This window comes from Blastococcus aggregatus (assembly GCF_900221005.1).
GTDB lineage: Bacteria > Actinomycetota > Actinomycetes > Mycobacteriales > Geodermatophilaceae > Blastococcus > Blastococcus aggregatus.
This window is the reverse complement of the sequence record NZ_OBQI01000008.1, coordinates 15,276-32,119: the sequence shown is the minus strand read 5'-3', so window position 1 is coordinate 32,119 and position 16,844 is coordinate 15,276. Positions and strand designations below refer to the sequence as shown.

Below are 16,844 nucleotides of genomic sequence, written 5' to 3'. Positions count from 1 at the left end.
GGGGTGTCGTCGGGCGCTGCCGCGCAGGTCAGCGCAGGGGTGGCAGGTCCTCGACGCGCAGGTCGGCGCGGACCCGCAGGAACCGCAGCGGATGCCGGAAGACCCCCGCCTGCAGGGCGGCGTCGGCACTCACCTCGACGACCACCTCGGGGCGCACGCGGGTCAGCGGCACCGACAGCCGCCCGCCCCCGAACCGGCCGGTGCCGATGCGGTCGGGCCACGGGTGGTCGTCGCCCGCGGGCTCGAGGACCGCCGCCAGCTCGGCGCTCTGCCGGGGGTCCAGTGGCACGCTCCGGCCGACGACGACCAGCTCGCCGTCCCGGTAGCGGCCCGCCACCAGCTGGCTGGGCCGGTCCAGCGGCCCGATCACCCCGCCGGCGACCACCTCGGCGCTCTCCCAGCTCTTGACCTTGAGCCACTCGCGGCGGCCCGGTGCGTACCGCGAACCGGCGCCCTTCGCGACGAGCCCCTCGACGCCGGCGGTGCGGAAGTCCTCGAACCACTGCCGGGCCAGCGCGGGGTCGGCGGTGCTGGGGGAGAGCTGCATCGGCGGCGCCCAGCGGGCGGACAGGGTCTCCAGCTCGGCCCGGCGGCGGCCCAGGGTCTTCTCGCGCAGGTCGGCGCCGCCCAGGGCGAGCACGTCGAAGGCCACGTAGGACGCCGGGTGCGCGGCCACCTGCGCGGCGATCCGGCCGGGGGCGGTGACCATGCGCTTCTGGAGCAGGCCGAAGTCCAGCCGGTCGTCGTGCCAGATGACGACCTCGCCGTCGAGCACCGTCCCGGCCGGCACCTGGGCGAGCGCGGCGGCGGCGACGTCGGGAAACCGGTCGGTGAGGTCGCGGCCCTGCTTGGACCACAGCCGCGTGCTGCCCGCGGTGCGCACGACCACCAGCCGGTAGCCGTCCCACTTGGGCTCGTACCGGCACCCGCCGGGCAGCGCATTGGCCGGCGGGATCTCGCGCACCGGCTTGGCCAGCTGCACGCCCACCGGCCCGGTCAGCCCGGGCGGGAGGCTCGGGAGCCCGGGGGCGGTGTGCGGCACCGGCCCAGCCTGGCCGCCGGCCCGCCCGTGCGCATCCCCGCGGCGCGCGGTCACACCCGATCGTGCACCCGGCGGCGCGGGCTCAGTCCAGCCGGCGGGCCAGGTCGGTGGCGAAGTCCTCGGCGACGGACAGCTGCTCGCGCAGCGCGTGCACCCGCGCGGTGGCCGCCTCGTGGAACATGCGCAGCCGGTCGACGAGGGCGGCGTCCCCCGGGCGGTCGGTGAGCTCGGCGAGCAGGTCGAGCAGCTCCTGCATCTCCTCCAGGCGGAACCCCAGCGGCTTCATCCGCTTGATGACCTCGAGCCGGGCGACGTCGTCGTCGCTGTAGAGGCGAAAGCCTCCCTCGCTGCGGGACGTGGGACGGACCAGTCCGTTCTCCTCGTAGAAGCGGATGGTGCGCAGGCTCAGCCCGGTGCGCTCGGCGACCTGGCCGATCTGCAGCAGGCCGGTCCGCGACGGCATCAGTGCCCCGCCCCCAGTTGGCCGCTGTGCCGGTCGAAGCGATCGGCCGAGTGCCCCTGCAGGCCGACGAACTCCACCGTCTTGCCACGGGTCGCGTACTTGTGGGTGATGGCGTCGAGCGCCGCGACCGTGGAGGCATCCCAGACGTGGGCCCGGGTCAGGTCGATGACGACGTTCGCCGGATCCTCGGCGTACTCGAACTGCGTGTACAGGTCGTTGCTCGAGGCGAAGAACAGGGCGCCGTCGACGGTGTACCTCGCGGTGCCGCCCGCCACGACGCGCTGCACGTCCACGAGGTGGGCGATGCGCTGGGCGAAGAGGACGCAGGCCACCAGCACACCGACGCCGACGCCGATGGCGAGGTTGTGCGTGAGCAGGGTGACGGCGACGGTCGAGAGCATCACCGTGGTCTCGCTCTTGGGCATCCGGTGGATGGTCTGCAGGCTGTGCCAGTCGAACGTGGCGATCGACACGAAGATCATGACCGCGACCAGGGCCGCCATCGGGATGATGCTGACGATGTCGCCCAGCGCGACGACGAGGACGAGCAGGAAGGCGCCGGCGAGGAAGGTCGACAGCCGGGTGCGGGCACCCGAGGCCTTCACGTTGATCATCGTCTGGCCGATCATCGCGCAGCCGCCCATGCCGCCGAAGAAGCCCGACGCGACGTTGGCGACCCCCTGGCCCCACGACTCACGGGTCTTGTCCGAGTGGGTGTCGGTGATGTCGTCGACGAGCTTGGCCGTCATCAGCGACTCCATCAGTCCGACGAAGGCGATGCCCAGTGCGTAGGGCGCGATGATCGTCAGCGTCTCCCACGTGAACGGCACGTCGGGCAGCAGGAAGAACGGCAGGCTGTCGGGCAGCTCCCCCTCGCCGCCGACGTCGGGGATGTCCCAGCCGACCGTGACCACGAGGGTCGTGAGCACGACGATCGCGACCAGCGGGGCGGGGACGGCGGTGGTCAGCCGCGGGAGCAGGAAGATGATCGCCAGGCCGGCGGCGACCAGGGGGTAGACCAGCCATGGCACGTCGGTCAGCTGCGGCAGCTGCGCGGTGAAGATCAGGATCGCCAGGGCGTTGACGAAGCCGACCATGACGCTGCGCGGGATGAACCGCATGAGCCGGGCGACGCCGGCGGCGGCCAGCAGCACCTGGAAGATGCCCCCGAGGATCACCGCGGCGAACAGGTACTGCACGCCGTAGTCGAGGGCCAGCGGCGCGACGACCAGTGCGATGGCGCCGGTGGCGGCGGTGATCATCGCCGGGCGACCGCCGGTGAAGGCGATCACCACGGCCATGACGAACGAGGAGAACAGTCCGACGCGGGGGTCGACCCCGGCCAGGATGGAGAAGCTGATCGCCTCGGGGATCAGTGCGAGGGCGACGACGAGGCCGGCGAGGACCTCGGTGCGGGCCACCCGCGGGTCGAGCCAGGCGGGGCGGGCAGGGCGGCGCGGCGCAGACAGGAGAGACATCGCCGACCATCGTGCAGCACACTCGACCCTCACGTAAGGGGAGAGTGCTGAGCCGTCGGTCACTCGTACCGTGGAGGCGTGACCGAGCGGAAGCCGCCGGGGATGTCGTTCGAGACGTGGGTGGACCGGCAGATCGCCCAGGCGCAGGAGCGCGGCGACTTCTCGGCGCTGCCCGGGGCCGGCCGGCCGCTGCAGAACCTGGACCGCGAGGAGACCGCCTACGACTGGGCGCTGGCCAAGGCGCGGCGCGAGGGCGTGGACACCGGGGCGATGCTCCCGCCGGGGCTGCGGCTGCGCCGGGAGCGCGACGACCTGCCCGAGCGGGCGTCGCGGCTGGCCACCGAGGCGGAGGTCCGGGCGCTCGCCGAGGACTACAACGCGCGGGTCGAGGCCTTCTGGCGGCTGCCGGCGGAGAGCCGGTGGGCCGCGGTCCCCGGCCTGGCCGACGTCGAGGCGCTCGTCGAGGGCTGGCGCCGCGACCGCCCGCCGCCGCTCCCGCCGGTGGAGCCGCCGCCGCAGCCGGTCGCGCGGCGCCGCTGGTTCCGCCGGCGCTGAGGTCAGTCCTGCTCGGCGCCGTCCTGCTTCGCGTCGCGCTCGCGGGTGGCCATGCCGCCGTGCCCGCCCTCGTCGTGCTGGCCCGGGTGCAGGTTGTTGGTCTCGTCGTCCTCGCGCGGCTCGGTCACGCCCCGAGTCTGCTGCGGGGACGTCCTCCCCGCACAGTCGGCCTCTGCCCACGCATGGTGGGCAGAGGCCGACTGTGCGCGGAACAGGTCTCAGGCGGCCGCCGGCACCCGGTCGAGGAAGCCGAGCACGGCGCTGATCCGGCCGTCGGCGTCCAGCAGGGCGACGTCGGAGCCGACGATCGGCGCCTCGACCCCCTCGGGCCCCAGCTCCCAGGTGAAGCGGAGCTGGTCGTGGTGGGCGTCGACCGGCCCGAGCAGCCGGAAGACGAAGCCCGGGAACTGCGCCTGGACGGCGCCGATGGTGGCGGCGAGCGCCTCGGCGCCGCGGACGTCGGCCAGCGGGTCGGTGTAGCGGACCTCGGCGCTGAACACCTCGTCGACGGCTGCGCGGCGGGCGTCGGGGTCGGTCTCGTTCCAGGCGGCCAGGTAGCGGTCGGCGTGGGCGGGAGTGGCGGTCATGGCGGGCTCCTTCTTCTCTGGGGTGTTTCCGGGGTCGTGCGGGGGGAGGGGGTCAGCGCCGGCGGAGGCCGACGAGCTGGACGGCGGCGAAGCCGGCGACGACGGCGGCCTGCAGGACCAGCCAGCCGGCGCCCAGCCCGGTGAGCGAGCCGATGCCGACGACGGCGGCGACGACGCTGCCGGCGGCCCACAGCGCGTTCGCGCCGATGACCGCTTCGACGGCGGCGCCGGAGATCCGCCGGCGGGCCGCGACGAGCCAGACGGCCGCCGCGTAGGCGAGCAGGAAGGCGCCGACGCTCCGGAGCAGGCCGGGGGACAGGCCGAGCGGTCCGTCGAGCAGCGGAGCGGCCAGCAGGTAGCCGGCTCCGTTCGCGCCGGTGACGACGGCGTCGAGGCGGAGGGCCGGGCGGAGCAGTCCGCCGGCGCGGGTCAGTGGGGAGGCAGCGGGAGCGGTGCGCGTCGTGGTCATGGCACGACCGTGGCGGCGCCAGGGAGGGGCGTCGATTACCTCCGAGGTAAGGGACAGCGCACCTCGTCGTCGCTAGCGTCGGCGGCGTGACCAGCGCACTCGCAGTGGAGGCCTCCGTCGGTGACCTGCTGCGCCAGTGGCGGCAGCGCCGCCGGCTCAGCCAGCTCGACCTGGCGGGGGAGGCGGGGGTCGTCGACCGGGCCTGGCACCTGGTCGCCGCCAACGGCGCGCTCTCGGGGCTCCTCGACGGCGTCGCGCCGCACCTGCTGGAGCCGCCGGTCAACGTCCTGCGGCTGAGCCTGCACCCCGACGGGCTGGCGCCGCGGATCCTCAACCTGCCGCAGTGGCGCCGGCACGTCCTGCACCGGCTGGGCCGCGAGGCGCACCTCGCCGGCGATCTCGGGCTGGCGGCGCTGCACCGCGAGCTGCTCGCGCTGCCGGGCGGGATGGACCGGACCCCGCCGAACGGCATCGCCGTCCCGCTGCGGCTCCGCGCCGGCGAGGAGGTGCTCAGCTTCCTCGGCACGGTGACCACGTTCGGCACCGCGGTCGACCTGACCGCGGCGGAGCTGAGCATCGAGGCGTTCCTGCCCGCCGACGAGGCGACCGCCGCCGCGCTCGGCCGCACCGGCTGACGACGGCGGGTCGCACCGCCGGGCTGGGCCGCCCCGGCCGACGTGCAGCCGCGCCACACCCCGGCTGCACGTCACGTCCCGCGGCTGGACCCCCGGAGGACGGGGCCCCTCCACCCGCGCCGCGGCGGCCCTCAGTCGAGCAGCGCGGTCAGCAGCCGGGTGAGGGTGGCGCGGTCGTCGGCGGACAGGCGGGCGAGCAGCGCCTCGTTGTCCGCGGCCCGCGCACGGCCGACCTCGGCGCGGACGCGGCGACCCTCGTCCGTCGGCCGGAGCAGCACCGCGCGGCGGTCGCCGGGGTCGGGCGTGCGCTCGACGAGGCCGCGCTCCTGGAGCCCGTCGGCCACCTCGGTCGCCGAGCGCGGGGCGATGTGCAGCGCCTCGGCGAGATCCGAGAGGCGGACGCCGTCGTGCTCGCTCACCACCCGCAACGCGCGGGCCTGGTGCGGCGAGAGATCCCACGGGGCGAGCGACTCGCGCCAGCGGCGGCGTTGGGTGCGGGCCACCCGCATGAGCAGGTCGCCGAGCTCGCCGGTCGGTTCCTCGGCCACGTCGGAATCGTAGCGGAGATGCGGTGGTTACCTGACCATGAGGTAACCTCAGCATCCCTTCAGGAGGTGTCGCTATCAGCGAGATGACGATGGGCAGCCGGGGTGGCGGCCCCGGCGGCGGTCCTCCGGGCCGCAGGCCCGACCCCGCCGACCGCGCCCAGCTCGAGCGCTCCCCGGTCCGCTGGAGCCGGGTCGCAGCGCTGTTCCACCCCTACCGCGCCCAGCTCGCCGTCGTGATGGGCCTGATCGTCGCCTCCTCCGTCGTCGCGCTGGCCACGCCGTTCCTGATCCGGCTGGTCATCGACGAGGCCATCCCCGCGCAGGACGTCCCGCTCCTGCTGTGGGCGGTCGGCGGCATGCTCGCCGTCACCGTGCTGACCGCGGTCTTCGGCGTCGTCCAGACCTGGCTGTCCACGACCGTCGGCCAGCGGGTCATGCACGGCCTGCGGACGGCGGTCTTCACCCACCTGCAGCGCCAGTCGCTCGGCTTCTTCACCCGGACCAAGGGCGGCGAGGTGCAGTCGCGGCTGATGAACGACATCGGCGGCATGCAGTCCGTCGTCACCTCGACTGCGACCTCCTTCGCCTCGAGCGCCACCACGGTGATCGGCACGGCCGTCGCCATGGCGGTGCTCAGCTGGCGGCTGTCCCTGCTGTCGCTCGTGGTGCTGCCGCCGGCGGTCTGGCTCACCCGCCGGGTCGCGCACATGCGCCGGACGATCACCGCCCAGCGCCAGCGCCACCTGGCCGATCTGCACTCGCAGGTGGAGGAGGGGCTCTCGGTCAGCGGCGTCCTGCTGGGCAAGACGCTGGGCGCGGGGCCGGCCCAGTCGCAGCGGTTCGCCGGCACGTCGGCGTTCCTCGTCGACCTCGAGGTCCGCTCGCAGCTGGCCGGCCGGTGGCGGATGGCCACCATGAGCATCGTCTTCGCCGGCATCCCGGCGCTGATCTACCTGGCCGCCGGGCTGCCCGCGACGTCGGGCGGGATGACCATCGGCACCCTGGTCGCCTTCACCACCCTCCAGGGCGCGCTCTTCCGGCCGCTCATGCAGCTGCTCGACATCGGCGTCTCGCTCACCGCCTCGATGGCCCTGTTCAGCCGGGTCTTCGAGTACCTGGACCTCCCGGTCGACATCGACGAGCCGGCGCACCCGGTGGCCGTCGACCCGGCCGCGGTGCGGGGCGAGGTCCGGTTCGAGCGGGTCGGCTTCCGCTACCCCGACGCCGTCCGCGCGGCGCTGGCCGACGTCGACCTCTCCGTGCCGGCCGGCTCCTCCCTCGCCCTGGTCGGCGAGACCGGCTCGGGCAAGAGCACGCTCGCCTCGCTGGTCGCCCGGCTCAACGACCCCACGACCGGCCGCGTGCTGATCGACGGCATCGACGTCCGCGACCTGGCCCTGGGCGACCTCGCGCGGATCGTCGGCGTCGTCTCCCAGGAGACCTACCTGCTGCACGGCACGGTGCGGGAGAACCTGCGGCACGCCAAGCCCGACGCCACCGACGACGAGATGGTCGCGGCTGCCCGGCGCGCCCACGTGCACGACGTCGTCATGGCGCTGCCCGACGGCTACGACACGGTCGTCGGCGCGCGGGGCTACCGGTTCTCCGGCGGCGAGAAGCAGCGCCTGGCGATCGCGCGCACGCTGCTGCGCGACCCGGCGGTGCTGGTGCTCGACGAGGCGACCAGTGCGCTGGACAACGAGACCGAGCGGGCGGTGCAGGCGGCGCTGGACGAGGCCAGCCGCGGCCGGACGACGATCACCATCGCCCACCGGCTCTCCACGGTGCGCGACGCGGACCGGATCGTCGTCCTCGACGCCGGGCGGGTGGTCGAGCAGGGCACGCACGAGGAGCTCCTCGCCCTCGGCGGCCGGTACGCCCGGCTGGCCGGCCTCGCCCGGAGGGACGCCGTTCTGGCCGGCTGAGCACGCCGCCCACCAGCCGGTTCCGGAACCGGGTGTCGGGCGCGGTCGTCGGGGGAACGAACGAGCCCGTGACCGGGCGGGATCTCGAGACGTCGAGCGCCGGCGCGATGGCGCTGGTGACCGCGTTCATCGACGCGACCGAGGCGCTGGTCTGCATCATCGGCGCGGACTGCCGGATCCTGTTCGCCAACCCGGCGCTGCAGCGGTTCACCGGGCGGAGCCCCGAGCGGCTGCTCGGGCAGCGGTTCTGGGAGGTGTACGTCGTCCCGGAGCACGTCGAGCTGGCGCAGGACGCCGTCGCCCGGGCGCTGGACACCGGTCGGGCGCACCCGCAGGAGGCCGACTGGCTCACCGGGGAGGGCACCCGGCGCCGGGTGGCGATGCGCAACACCGTGCTCACCGACGACGCCGGCCGGCCGTTCGCCGTCGCCACCGTGGGCATCGACGTGACCGCGGACCGGCAGCGCGAGGAGCGGCTGCACCACCGGGCGCAGACCGACCTGCTCACCGGCATCCCGAACCGGGCCGCGCTGTTCGACGCCCTGCACCGGCACCTCGGCGTCGCGGGCGGCCCCGACGTCGGCGTGCTCTTCTGCGACCTGGACCGGTTCAAGCAGGTCAACGACGAGTACGGGCACCAGGTGGGGGACCGGGTGCTCACCGAGGTGGCCCGGCGGCTGGTGGCGCTGTCGTCGCCCGGCGACGTGGTGGCCCGCTTCGGCGGCGACGAGTTCGTCCTGCTCCGGCCCGGGGCCGACGAACCCACCATGGTCGCGCTGGCCCAGCGGGTGGCGACCACTGTGCTCGCCCCGTTCGGCGGGCTGCACGACCAGCCGGTGGGCGTCAGCGTGGGCGTGGCCGTCGGCCGTGCGGGCGAGACGCCCGACGAGGTGATCGCCCGCGCCGACCTCGCGATGTACGGGGCGAAGAGCCACCACCGCCGCCGGCTGCCCCGCGGCTGAGCGTCCAGGCGCGCCCCGCGTGCCGGGGCGCCTCGCGGGGGTGCCGGCCGCGTGGTCGGATGGGTCCAGCGGACGGCGACGGCGCCGTCCCGAGACCAGGGGGTGGCATGGCCGAGGTCCACGGCCGGTGCGACGAGCGGTTCGCCGGCGTCCGCGAGGCGCTGGCGCAGCAGCTCGACGCGGGTGAGGAGCTCGGCGCGTCGATCGCCGTCGACTGGGACGGCGAGACCGTCGTCGACCTCTGGGGCGGGCACCGTGACCCCGAGCGCACCCAGGAGTGGTCCGAGCACACGATCGTCAACGTCTGGTCGACGACGAAGTGCGTGCTCGCGCTCTCGGCGCTGATGCTGGTCGACCGGGGCGAGCTGGACCTCGATGCGCCGGTCGCCGACTACTGGCCGGAGTTCGCCGCCAAGGGCAAGAAGGACGTACTGGTCCGTCACCTGCTGTCGCACACCTCCGGCGTCTCGGGCTGGGAGCGGCCCTTCTCCATCCGCGACATGTACGACTGGACCTCGGCGACCGAGCGGCTCGCGCAGCAGCGGCCGTGGTGGGAGCCGGGCACCGCCTCGGGCTACCACGCCAACAACCAGGGACACCTGGTCGGCGAGGTCATCCGCCGGATCACCAACACCACCTTCAAGAAGTTCGTCGCCGACCGGATCGCCGACCCGCTGGGTGCGGACTTCCAGATCGGCGCCCGCGAGTCCGAGGTCTCCCGGATCGCGCCGGTCGTCGCGCCCCCGCGGCCCGACGCCGGGGGGCCCGCGCCCGATCCGGAGTCGGTGAGCGTCAAGACCTTCACCGGCCCCAAGGCCTCGGCCGCCGCGGCGAACTCGCCGGAGTGGCGGGCCGCCGACCTCGGCGCCCTCAACGGGCACTCCAACGCCCGCGGCGTGATGAAGGCGCTGCGGGTGCTGAGCCTGGGGGGCGAGGCCGACGGCGTGCGGCTGCTCTCGCCGGAGACGATCGAGAAGGTCTTCGACCAGCAGGCCGACGGCGTGGACCTCGTGCTGGGCGCCCCGTTCCGCTGGGGGAACGGCTTCTGCCTCGGCTCGCCGGTGGTGCCCTACGTGCCCGAGGGCCGGACCTTCTTCTGGGGCGGCTGGGGCGGATCGCTGGTCGTCCTGGACCTCGACCGGCGGCTCACGATCAGCTACATGATGAACAAGATGGGTGGCGGGCTCCTCGGTTCGCCGCGCAGCGAGGCCTACGTGCGCGCGGTCTACGCCGCGCTGGGCTGAGCCGGTGCGGCTCGACGACGTCGTCCCCCGGCCGGACCACCTCACCCGCCAGGCGCGCTGGATCGCCGCGGAGCCGGCCGTGGTCTGGGACGCGCTGCACGCCGTCCGGATGTCCGGGCTGCCGGTCACGCTGGTGCTCTCGGCCGCCCGGTTCCTCCCGGTGGTGCTCTCCGGGCGCGGGCTGGGCGAGCTGCACGACCGGCCCTTCCTCGACGCCCTGCCCGTGCCGCTCCTGGCGTCGGACCCGCCGTCGTCGGTGGTGTTCGGCGGTGTGCTCCAGCCCTGGCAGCTGACCGGTGGCGAGCCCGGGCCGGCCCTGGACGCCGGCCGGCTGCGGGCCTGGGCCACGCCCGGCTGGGTGAAGGCCGCGATGGACTTCCGGCTGACCCCCAGCGGGAGCGGCACGCAGTTGAGCTCCGAGACCCGCGTGACGGCGACCGACCCCGCCAGCCGGCGGGCCTTCGCCCGCTACTGGCGGGTGATCCGGCCGGGCAGCAGCGCGGTGCGCTGGGAGGTGCTGACCGCGGTCGAGCTGCGGGCGACCGGCCGGCTGGGCTGACCTGCGGCAGGATCGCACCCGTGGCCTGGACCGAGAGCGACATCCCCGACCTGAGTGGCCGCACCGCGGTGGTGACCGGCGCGAACGGCGGCCTGGGCTTCCAGACGGCGCTCGCGCTGGCCGGCGCCGGGGCGCACGTCGTCGTCGCGGCCCGGGATCCGGAGAAGACGGCGGCGGCGACGGCGCGGATCCGGGAGCGGTACCCGGCGGCGTCGCTGGAGGTGGTGCCGCTGGACCTGGGCGACCTGTCGGTCGTGTCGGCCGCGGCGGACACCGTGCTGGCGGCGCACGAGCGGATCGACCTGCTGGTGAACAACGCCGGCGTGATGGCGATGCCGCAGCGCACCACCGTCGACGGGTTCGAGATGCAGCTCGGCGTCGACCACCTCGGGCACTGGGCGTTCACCGCCCACCTGCTCCCGGCGCTGCTGCGCGCGCCCGCGGCGCGGGTGGTGACGGTGACCAGCACGGCCCGGTTCATGGGCGGCCCGCTGGACCCGGCCGATCCGCACATGACGCGCAAGTATCGCGCGTGGGGCTCCTACGCGCGGGCCAAGATGGCCAACTACCACTTCGGCCTCGGCCTGCAGCAGCGGTTCGCGCAGGCCGGTGTCGCGGCGGCGTCGCTGATCGCGCACCCGGGGCTGTCGAACACCGACCTGCAGGCCCGGACGGTGCGCGAGGGCGGCGGGGGCTGGGTGGGCGCGGCCGCCCACGTGCTCACCGCGCGCTCGGGCATGACGCCGCTGGAGGGCGCGCGGCCGCAGCTGCGGGCGGCGACCGACCCGGCGGCCAGGGGCGGGGAGCTCTACGCCCCGCGCTTCGGCTCGCACGGGCCGCCGGTCCGGCGGCCGATCCTGCGCCGCTACGACCTGCAGAAGCAGATCGACGTCCTCTGGGCGGTCTCGGAGAAGGAGACCGGGGTGCCGCTGGTGGTCCCGCCGGCCTGAGGTCAGCGGGGCAGCGCGCCGCCCTCGGGCTGGTGCGCGTCGCGGACGTGCCGCTCGGTGTCCCGCCCGATCCGCTCGCCGCAGACGTCGCACACCCAGGATGCGGTGATCCGGTGCCCGGCGTGGCGGAGCTCGACCGGGGGCTCGTCGGCGACGTAGCGGTCGCCCCACTGCATGAGCGCCTGCAGCACCGGCCAGAGGTCCCGCCCGGCCTTCGTCAGGTGGTAGTCCCAGCGGGGCGGGCTCTCGCTGTACTGCTTGCGCTCCAGCACCCCGGCGTCGACCAGGGCGTTGAGCCGCGCCGTGAGCTGCTCGCGGGGGGCGCCCGTCCCGCGCCGCATCTCGCTGAACCGGTGCGCGCCCAGCGCCACCTCGCGGACGACGAGCAGCGCCCAGCGGTCGCCCACCACGTCGAGGGCGCCCGCGATCGAGCAGCGCCGCCCGGGCAGCTCGTCCAATCGGTCCGTCACGGTTCAAGGTTCGCATACCGAACCAACTCGTGTACGGTCCGATCGAGTCGGTTCGGCAGGCGAACCGAGGACGAGGCGGGGGTGCCATGAGCGCGACGACCGGGCCGGCGACGGCAGCCCCTGCGCGCAGCCCGGGCCTGGTGCTGCTCGTGGTCTCCGCGGCGGTCTTCCTCTCCTCGCTCGACCTGTTCATCGTCAACATCGCGTTCCCCGTGCTCGGCGAGACGTTCGAGACGTCCACCGGCGCGCTGTCCTGGGTGCTGAACGGCTACACGATCGTCTTCGCCGCCCTGCTCGCGCCGGCCGGCCGGGTCGCCGACCGCATCGGGCGGCGGCGGGTCTTCCTCGCCGGCCTGGCCACCTTCCTCGCCGGCTCGCTGGGCTGCGCGTTCGCCTGGGGTGTGGGGAGCCTGGTCGCGTTCCGGGTGGTCCAGTCGGTCGGCGGCGCGATGGTGACGGCGACGTCGCTGGCGCTGCTCCTGCACGCCTTCCCCCCGGCCCGCCGGGCGACGGCGATCGCGGTGTGGTCGATGGTCGGAGGCGTGGCCGCCGCCCTGGGGCCGCCCATCGGCGGGCTGCTGCTCGAGCTCTCCTGGCGCTGGATCTTCCTGGTCAACGTGCCGGTCGGCATCGCCGCGCTGGTCATCGGCCTGCGGGTGCTCCCGGAGTCGCGGGACGAGTCGGAGACCCGCCGGCCCGACCTGCTGGGCGCGGTGCTGCTCGTCGTGTCCGTCGGCCTGCTGGCGTACGGGCTGGTCGACGCCCCCGACCGCGGCTGGGGCAGCCGCGTGGTGGTCGGCGCGTTCGCGGGCGCTGCCGTCGCCGGTGCGCTGGTCGGGCTGCGTGCGGCCCGGGTGCCGCGCGGCGTCGTCCCGGTGCTGCCGCTGGCGCTGTTCCGGGTGCGCTCCTACACCCTCGCCAACCTGGCCATGGCGTTCTTCATGGCCGGCTTCGGCGGGATGCTGCTGGGCAACGTCCTGTGGCTGACCGAGGGCTGGGGCTTCTCCTCGATCGAGGCGGGCTTCGCGCTGATCCCCGGGCCGGCGCTGGCCGCGCTGACCGCGATCCCCGCCGGGCGGCTCGGTGCCCGCATCGGCTGCGGTCCGGTCGCCGCGGCGGGGACGGCGATCTTCGCGCTCGGTGCGCTGTTCTGGATCCTGCAGGTGGGCCCGGAGAGCGGGTTCGTCACCGACTTCCTGCCCGGGCAGGTCTTCACCGGCATCGGCGTCGGGCTGACGCTCACGAACCTCTCGGCCGCGGCGTCCTCCTCGCTGCCGCCGGCAGCCCTGGCGACCGGGACGGCGACCTTCGGCGCGTTCCGGCAGATCGGCGCGACGCTGGGGGTCTCGATCCTCCTGGCCGCCGTCGCAGGCGCCGGCGGGGAGCTGTCCGGTGCCGAGCGCGGGTGGTCGCTCACCGTCGGTCTCGCCCTCGTGGCGAGCCTGCTGGCGCTGGCCGTCGGCCGCGGGCACCACGCCGACCTGCAGCTGCCCGCGCCCGTCGCGGTGCCCGCGCCCACGCCCGCCCCCGTCGACTGAGCGAGGTCCAGGTATGGGAAGCGATACGTGCGTTTCGGCCCGCACAACAGGTGTATCGCTTCCCATGCCCGAGGGCGCGGGCGGGCGACGGCTCGTGTTCGACCCCACCTGGCGCTCGTTCACCAGCACGCAGGGCGGGCTGGTCATCGGGCACCTGCTCGACGCCGCGGCCGATCTCTCGGGTGCCGCGCCGCGGGCGGTGACCGCGCACCTCCTCGGCGGCGTCGCGTCGGACGTGGCGGTCGAGGTCGCCGCCGTCGCCGACCGGGCCGGCCGGACGGGGAGCGTCCGCAGCGAGCTGCGGCAGGAGGGCGCCCTGCGGGCGGTCGCCCAGGTGCTCACCTCGGCCGGGCGGGCGTCGTCCGCGCGCGAGTTCGGGCCGGGGGAGCCGCTGCCCCGGCTGGAGGACGGCGAGCCGTTCGAGCTGCCGCGCGACTACGTGCCGGTCGGCGAGCACACCGAGATCCGGGCGCTCGGCAGCACCCGGCCGCTGGGCGGGGGCGCCGAGCCGCGGCTGCACGCCTGGGTGCGCATCCGCGGCGCCGAGCTGGCCCCGCTGGTCCAGCTCGGTGTGCTGCTGGACGCGCTGCCGCCCTCGCTGTTCGCCGTCCGCACCGTGCCGGCGGCGATGCCGACGGTGGAGCTGACCGCGCACCTCGCCGGCTCACCGCCACCGTCCGGCGCCTGGGTGCGGGTCGACCAGCGCACGGTCTGGGCGGACGACGCCCTCGCCGTGGACGACGTCGAGCTGCGCGCGCTCGACGGCTCGCTGGTGGCCCGCGGCCGCCAGACCCGCCGCCTGCTGGGGGTCTGAGCTGGGATCAGGGAACCTGATCATGGCGCGTCCTCCCTCACCGCCCACCGTGAGGGAGGAGGCGCTGCGGTGAGGGAGGACGCCCTCGAGGTCAGGCGCCGTCGACCGCCCAGTCGGCGAAGACGAGGCTCACGGTGTGCCCGCTCGACGGCCAGTTCGGCACGTTCAGCGTCTGCGGCCGGCCCGCGTCGCCGCGCGGCAGGTTCCGGGCGGTGACGGTGCCGTCGCCGTCGGGCGAGGCGGGCAGGAAGACGTCGATGCCGCTCTGGAACGGCTGCTCGCCGAAGTAGGGCAGCTTCGCCGTCGTGCTCTCGCCGGGGGTGGCGACGTCGTCGTGGACGTGCAGCCCGATGGCGCTGTTCCCCACGAAGTCGGTGATCACGTCCACCGGCTCGCCGTCGTCCACGCTGAGCTCGAGGACGTCGGGGTCGCCCTGCGCGTGCCACTCGCGCATCCGCATGATCACCAGTGCGGTGTGCTCGTCGCCGACGTTCGTGTTCTGCCGGATGGTGCCGTCGGCCTCCGAGGAGAGCAGCCGGACGAAGGCGCTGCTGCGGACGTAGGGCTGCAGGTAGAGGTGGTGGACGACGGGCGAGGCGTCCGAGCTGAGCGCGTACTCGTAGTGGGCCGCGTTCTCGAGCTCGACGGGGCCGAACTCGCCGTCGGGGCCGAGCTCGATGCTGGCGTGCGGCTCGTCGCCGGTGCGGGCGCCGCTGGCGGCGTCGATCGCCCAGATGTCCAGCGTCGCGTCGCGACCGGTGTTGGCCGGGAAGTTGACCGCCCGGCCCGAGATCTCCACCGGCTCGCGCTGCGGCACGATGTCGACCACCTCGGGCGCCTGGCCGACGAGGAACTCGTACTGCGCGGCGAAGGACTCCTTCGACGTCGCCACCTCGACGTGCGTCTGGCCGGGGAACTGGGCCTGCACGGGCGCGATGCAGGGGACGACCTGCGGCTCGGGGCACGGCCGGCCGTCGATGGCGACGTACTTGGCCACCGTGGCCGCCGACGCCGGGTCGCTCAGGAAGAGGTTGCCGACGGCGGTGCCGCGGGAGTGGCCGATCAGGTGGACCTGCTCGACGTCGAACTCGGCGAGCGTCTCGTCGACGAGCTCGGTCAACCCCGCCGCGTAGCCGGGGATGTCCAGGCCGGCGCCGTCGTGGTCGTAGGCGACGATCCGGTCCGCGGGGTAGCCGTTGGCCACCAGGCGCATGGCGTTGGACTCGATCTGCTGGGCGGATCCGGCGAAGCCGTGCACGAAGACGATCGGCAGGGCGACGTCGTCGGGGAGCGGCGGGAGCGGGTCGGTGCCCTCGACCGTGGCCACCGCCGGCTCCGCGGCCGAGGCGCCGTCGTCGTCGCCGTCCGAGGAACAGCCGGTCAGCGCCAGGGCGGCCACGAGGACCAGGGCGGACAGCGGACGGCGGACGCGCCCCGAGTTGATCACGGCGACACCCTAGGGCAGGAAGGTGACGTAGGTCGCACATCGGAATGCGCTCCGTGTCCGTCCGCGATGTCCCAGACGTGGATCTGTTCTCACCGATCGCCCTCGGCGACCTCCAGCTGGCCAACCGCGTCGTCATGGCGCCGCTCACCCGTCTGCGCGCGGGAGCGGCCGGCGTGCCCAACGACCTGATCGTCGAGCACTACCGGCAGCGCGCCGGCCTCGGCCTGATCATCACCGAGGGCGTGTGGCCCAACCGGCAGTCGCGCGGCTACCCCGGCCAGCCGGGCATCGTCACCGACGAGCAGATCGCGGGCTGGCGCCGGGTCGCCGGCGCGGTGCACGAGCGCGGCGGGCAGATCGTCATGCAGCTGATGCACGCCGGCCGGGTCAGCCACCCCGACATCAACGACGGGCTGGAGCCCGAGGCGCCGTCGGCCATCGCCATCGAGGGCGAGGTCCGCACGCCGACCGGCAAGGCGCCCTACCCGGTGCCGCACGCGCTCGGCGCTGACGAGCTCGGCCGCGTGCGCGACGAGTTCGTGCAGGCCGCGCGCAACGCGATCGACGCCGGCCTGGACGGCGTCGAGCTGCACGGCGCCAACGGCTACCTGCTGCACGAGTTCCTGTCGCCGGTGTCCAACGAGCGCACCGACTCCTACGGCGGGCTGCCTGCGAACCGCGCGCGCTTCGTCGTCGAGGTGGTGACGGCGGTGGCCGAGGCGATCGGCGCGGGCCGCGTGGGCCTGCGGATCTCCCCGCAGCACAACATCCAGGGCGCCTTCGAGACCGACGCCGCCGACGCGCTGCTCACCTACGGCGCGCTGCTCGACCAGCTCCGCCCGCTCGGCCTGGCCTACCTCTCCGTGCTGCACAAGGAGCCCGGCTGCGAGCTGGTGCAGGAGCTGCGGCAGCGCTTCGGCGGCCCGCTGATCGCCAACAGCGGCTTCGCCTCGGTCACCACCCGCGAGGAGGCGCTCGGCCTGATCGAGGACGCGCACGCCGAGGCCGTGGCCGTCGGCCGGCCGGTGATCGCCAACCCGGACCTGGTCGAGCGCTGGGCCGGCGAGCACCCGGAGAACGAGCCGCAGCCGCACCTGTTCTACGCGGCCGGCGCCGAGGGCTACACCGACTACCCGACGCTGGAGCAGGTCGGCTGAC

The 16,844-nt window shown here is 74.7% G+C and carries 19 protein-coding genes; 10 read left to right on the top strand and 9 right to left on the bottom strand.

From position 1 onward, the window contains the following. Positions 1-28: 28 nt before the first annotated feature. The 3 genes from CRP29_RS21400 to CRP29_RS21390 form a co-directional block, all read right to left on the bottom strand. Positions 29-1,042, bottom strand: a complete 1,014-nt coding sequence (locus tag CRP29_RS21400; protein ID WP_097197177.1) for an ATP-dependent DNA ligase — start codon at positions 1,040-1,042, stop codon at positions 29-31. 82 nt (positions 1,043-1,124) lie between these two features. Further along, entirely contained in the window at positions 1,125-1,505 is a 381-nt protein-coding gene (locus tag CRP29_RS21395; protein WP_097197101.1) for a MerR family transcriptional regulator, read from the bottom strand. Next, positions 1,505-2,983, bottom strand: coding sequence for a SulP family inorganic anion transporter (locus CRP29_RS21390; RefSeq protein WP_097197100.1), 1,479 nt, complete (start codon positions 2,981-2,983; stop codon positions 1,505-1,507). Before CRP29_RS21390 ends, CRP29_RS21395 begins: the two co-directional genes overlap by 1 nt. Before the next feature lie 78 nt (positions 2,984-3,061). Here CRP29_RS21390 and CRP29_RS21385 point away from each other — a divergent pair, with 78 nt between their 5' ends. Then, entirely contained in the window at positions 3,062-3,538 is a 477-nt protein-coding gene (locus CRP29_RS21385; protein ID WP_097197099.1) for a DnaJ family domain-containing protein, read from the top strand. 2 nt (positions 3,539-3,540) lie between these two features. On the opposite strand, the gene CRP29_RS23670 is transcribed toward CRP29_RS21385, so the two are convergent. The 3 genes from CRP29_RS23670 to CRP29_RS21375 form a co-directional block, all read right to left on the bottom strand. Beyond that, positions 3,541-3,666: a hypothetical protein gene (locus CRP29_RS23670; protein WP_281256829.1), complete on the bottom strand. Its 126-nt coding sequence runs from the start codon at positions 3,664-3,666 to the stop codon at positions 3,541-3,543. A 90-nt stretch (positions 3,667-3,756) separates the two neighbouring features. Then, entirely contained in the window at positions 3,757-4,125 is a 369-nt protein-coding gene (locus CRP29_RS21380; RefSeq protein WP_097197098.1) for a nuclear transport factor 2 family protein, read from the bottom strand. Positions 4,126-4,177: 52 nt separating this feature from the next. After that, entirely contained in the window at positions 4,178-4,594 is a 417-nt protein-coding gene (locus CRP29_RS21375; protein WP_097197097.1) for a hypothetical protein, read from the bottom strand. Positions 4,595-4,680: 86 nt separating this feature from the next. Here CRP29_RS21375 and CRP29_RS21370 point away from each other — a divergent pair, with 86 nt between their 5' ends. Further along, the gene (locus tag CRP29_RS21370; protein WP_097197096.1) at positions 4,681-5,229 is read left to right on the top strand and encodes an MmyB family transcriptional regulator; all 549 of its coding nucleotides are present in this window, start codon (positions 4,681-4,683) and stop codon (positions 5,227-5,229) included. A gap of 131 nt (positions 5,230-5,360) precedes the next feature. Here the strand turns inward: CRP29_RS21370 and CRP29_RS21365 are convergent, their stop codons facing one another. Continuing rightward, the gene (locus tag CRP29_RS21365; protein WP_217991706.1) at positions 5,361-5,777 is read right to left on the bottom strand and encodes a MarR family winged helix-turn-helix transcriptional regulator; all 417 of its coding nucleotides are present in this window, start codon (positions 5,775-5,777) and stop codon (positions 5,361-5,363) included. An 89-nt stretch (positions 5,778-5,866) separates the two neighbouring features. Here CRP29_RS21365 and CRP29_RS21360 point away from each other — a divergent pair, with 89 nt between their 5' ends. The 5 genes from CRP29_RS21360 to CRP29_RS21340 all read left to right on the top strand — a co-directional run bounded on the left by CRP29_RS21360 (position 5,867) and on the right by CRP29_RS21340 (position 11,417). Then, on the top strand, positions 5,867-7,702 hold the full coding sequence (locus tag CRP29_RS21360; RefSeq protein WP_097197175.1) for an ABC transporter ATP-binding protein: 1,836 nt from the start codon (positions 5,867-5,869) through the stop codon (positions 7,700-7,702). Between the two features lie 68 nt (positions 7,703-7,770). Next, the gene (locus CRP29_RS21355) at positions 7,771-8,664 is read left to right on the top strand and encodes a sensor domain-containing diguanylate cyclase (RefSeq protein ID WP_245853170.1); all 894 of its coding nucleotides are present in this window, start codon (positions 7,771-7,773) and stop codon (positions 8,662-8,664) included. Between the two features lie 107 nt (positions 8,665-8,771). After that, a complete protein-coding gene (locus CRP29_RS21350) occupies positions 8,772-9,908 on the top strand; it encodes a serine hydrolase domain-containing protein (RefSeq protein WP_097197095.1) in 1,137 nt (378 codons plus the stop codon). 4 nt (positions 9,909-9,912) lie between these two features. Further along, a complete protein-coding gene (locus tag CRP29_RS21345; RefSeq protein ID WP_097197094.1) occupies positions 9,913-10,467 on the top strand; it encodes a hypothetical protein in 555 nt (184 codons plus the stop codon). A gap of 20 nt (positions 10,468-10,487) precedes the next feature. After that, positions 10,488-11,417 (top strand): oxidoreductase, encoded by a 930-nt coding sequence (locus CRP29_RS21340; RefSeq protein WP_097197093.1) that lies wholly within the window; start codon positions 10,488-10,490, stop codon positions 11,415-11,417. A gap of 2 nt (positions 11,418-11,419) precedes the next feature. Here the strand turns inward: CRP29_RS21340 and CRP29_RS21335 are convergent, their stop codons facing one another. Further along, on the bottom strand, positions 11,420-11,887 hold the full coding sequence (locus CRP29_RS21335; RefSeq protein WP_245853169.1) for a winged helix-turn-helix transcriptional regulator: 468 nt from the start codon (positions 11,885-11,887) through the stop codon (positions 11,420-11,422). Between the two features lie 86 nt (positions 11,888-11,973). Between CRP29_RS21335 and CRP29_RS21330 the strand changes: the two genes are divergently transcribed. Both CRP29_RS21330 and CRP29_RS21325 read left to right on the top strand, forming a co-directional pair. Continuing rightward, entirely contained in the window at positions 11,974-13,425 is a 1,452-nt protein-coding gene (locus CRP29_RS21330) for an MFS transporter (protein WP_097197091.1), read from the top strand. A 64-nt stretch (positions 13,426-13,489) separates the two neighbouring features. Continuing rightward, positions 13,490-14,239 carry a thioesterase family protein gene (locus CRP29_RS21325; protein WP_176523083.1) on the top strand — a complete coding sequence of 250 codons (750 nt, stop codon included), beginning with the start codon at positions 13,490-13,492 and terminating at the stop codon, positions 14,237-14,239. A 91-nt stretch (positions 14,240-14,330) separates the two neighbouring features. Here the strand turns inward: CRP29_RS21325 and CRP29_RS21320 are convergent, their stop codons facing one another. Further along, positions 14,331-15,686: an alpha/beta fold hydrolase gene (locus CRP29_RS21320; RefSeq protein ID WP_097197089.1), complete on the bottom strand. Its 1,356-nt coding sequence runs from the start codon at positions 15,684-15,686 to the stop codon at positions 14,331-14,333. A gap of 77 nt (positions 15,687-15,763) precedes the next feature. On the opposite strand from CRP29_RS21320, the gene CRP29_RS21315 reads away from it, so the two are divergent. Beyond that, entirely contained in the window at positions 15,764-16,843 is a 1,080-nt protein-coding gene (locus CRP29_RS21315) for an alkene reductase (protein WP_097197173.1), read from the top strand. Position 16,844 lies beyond the last annotated feature (1 nt).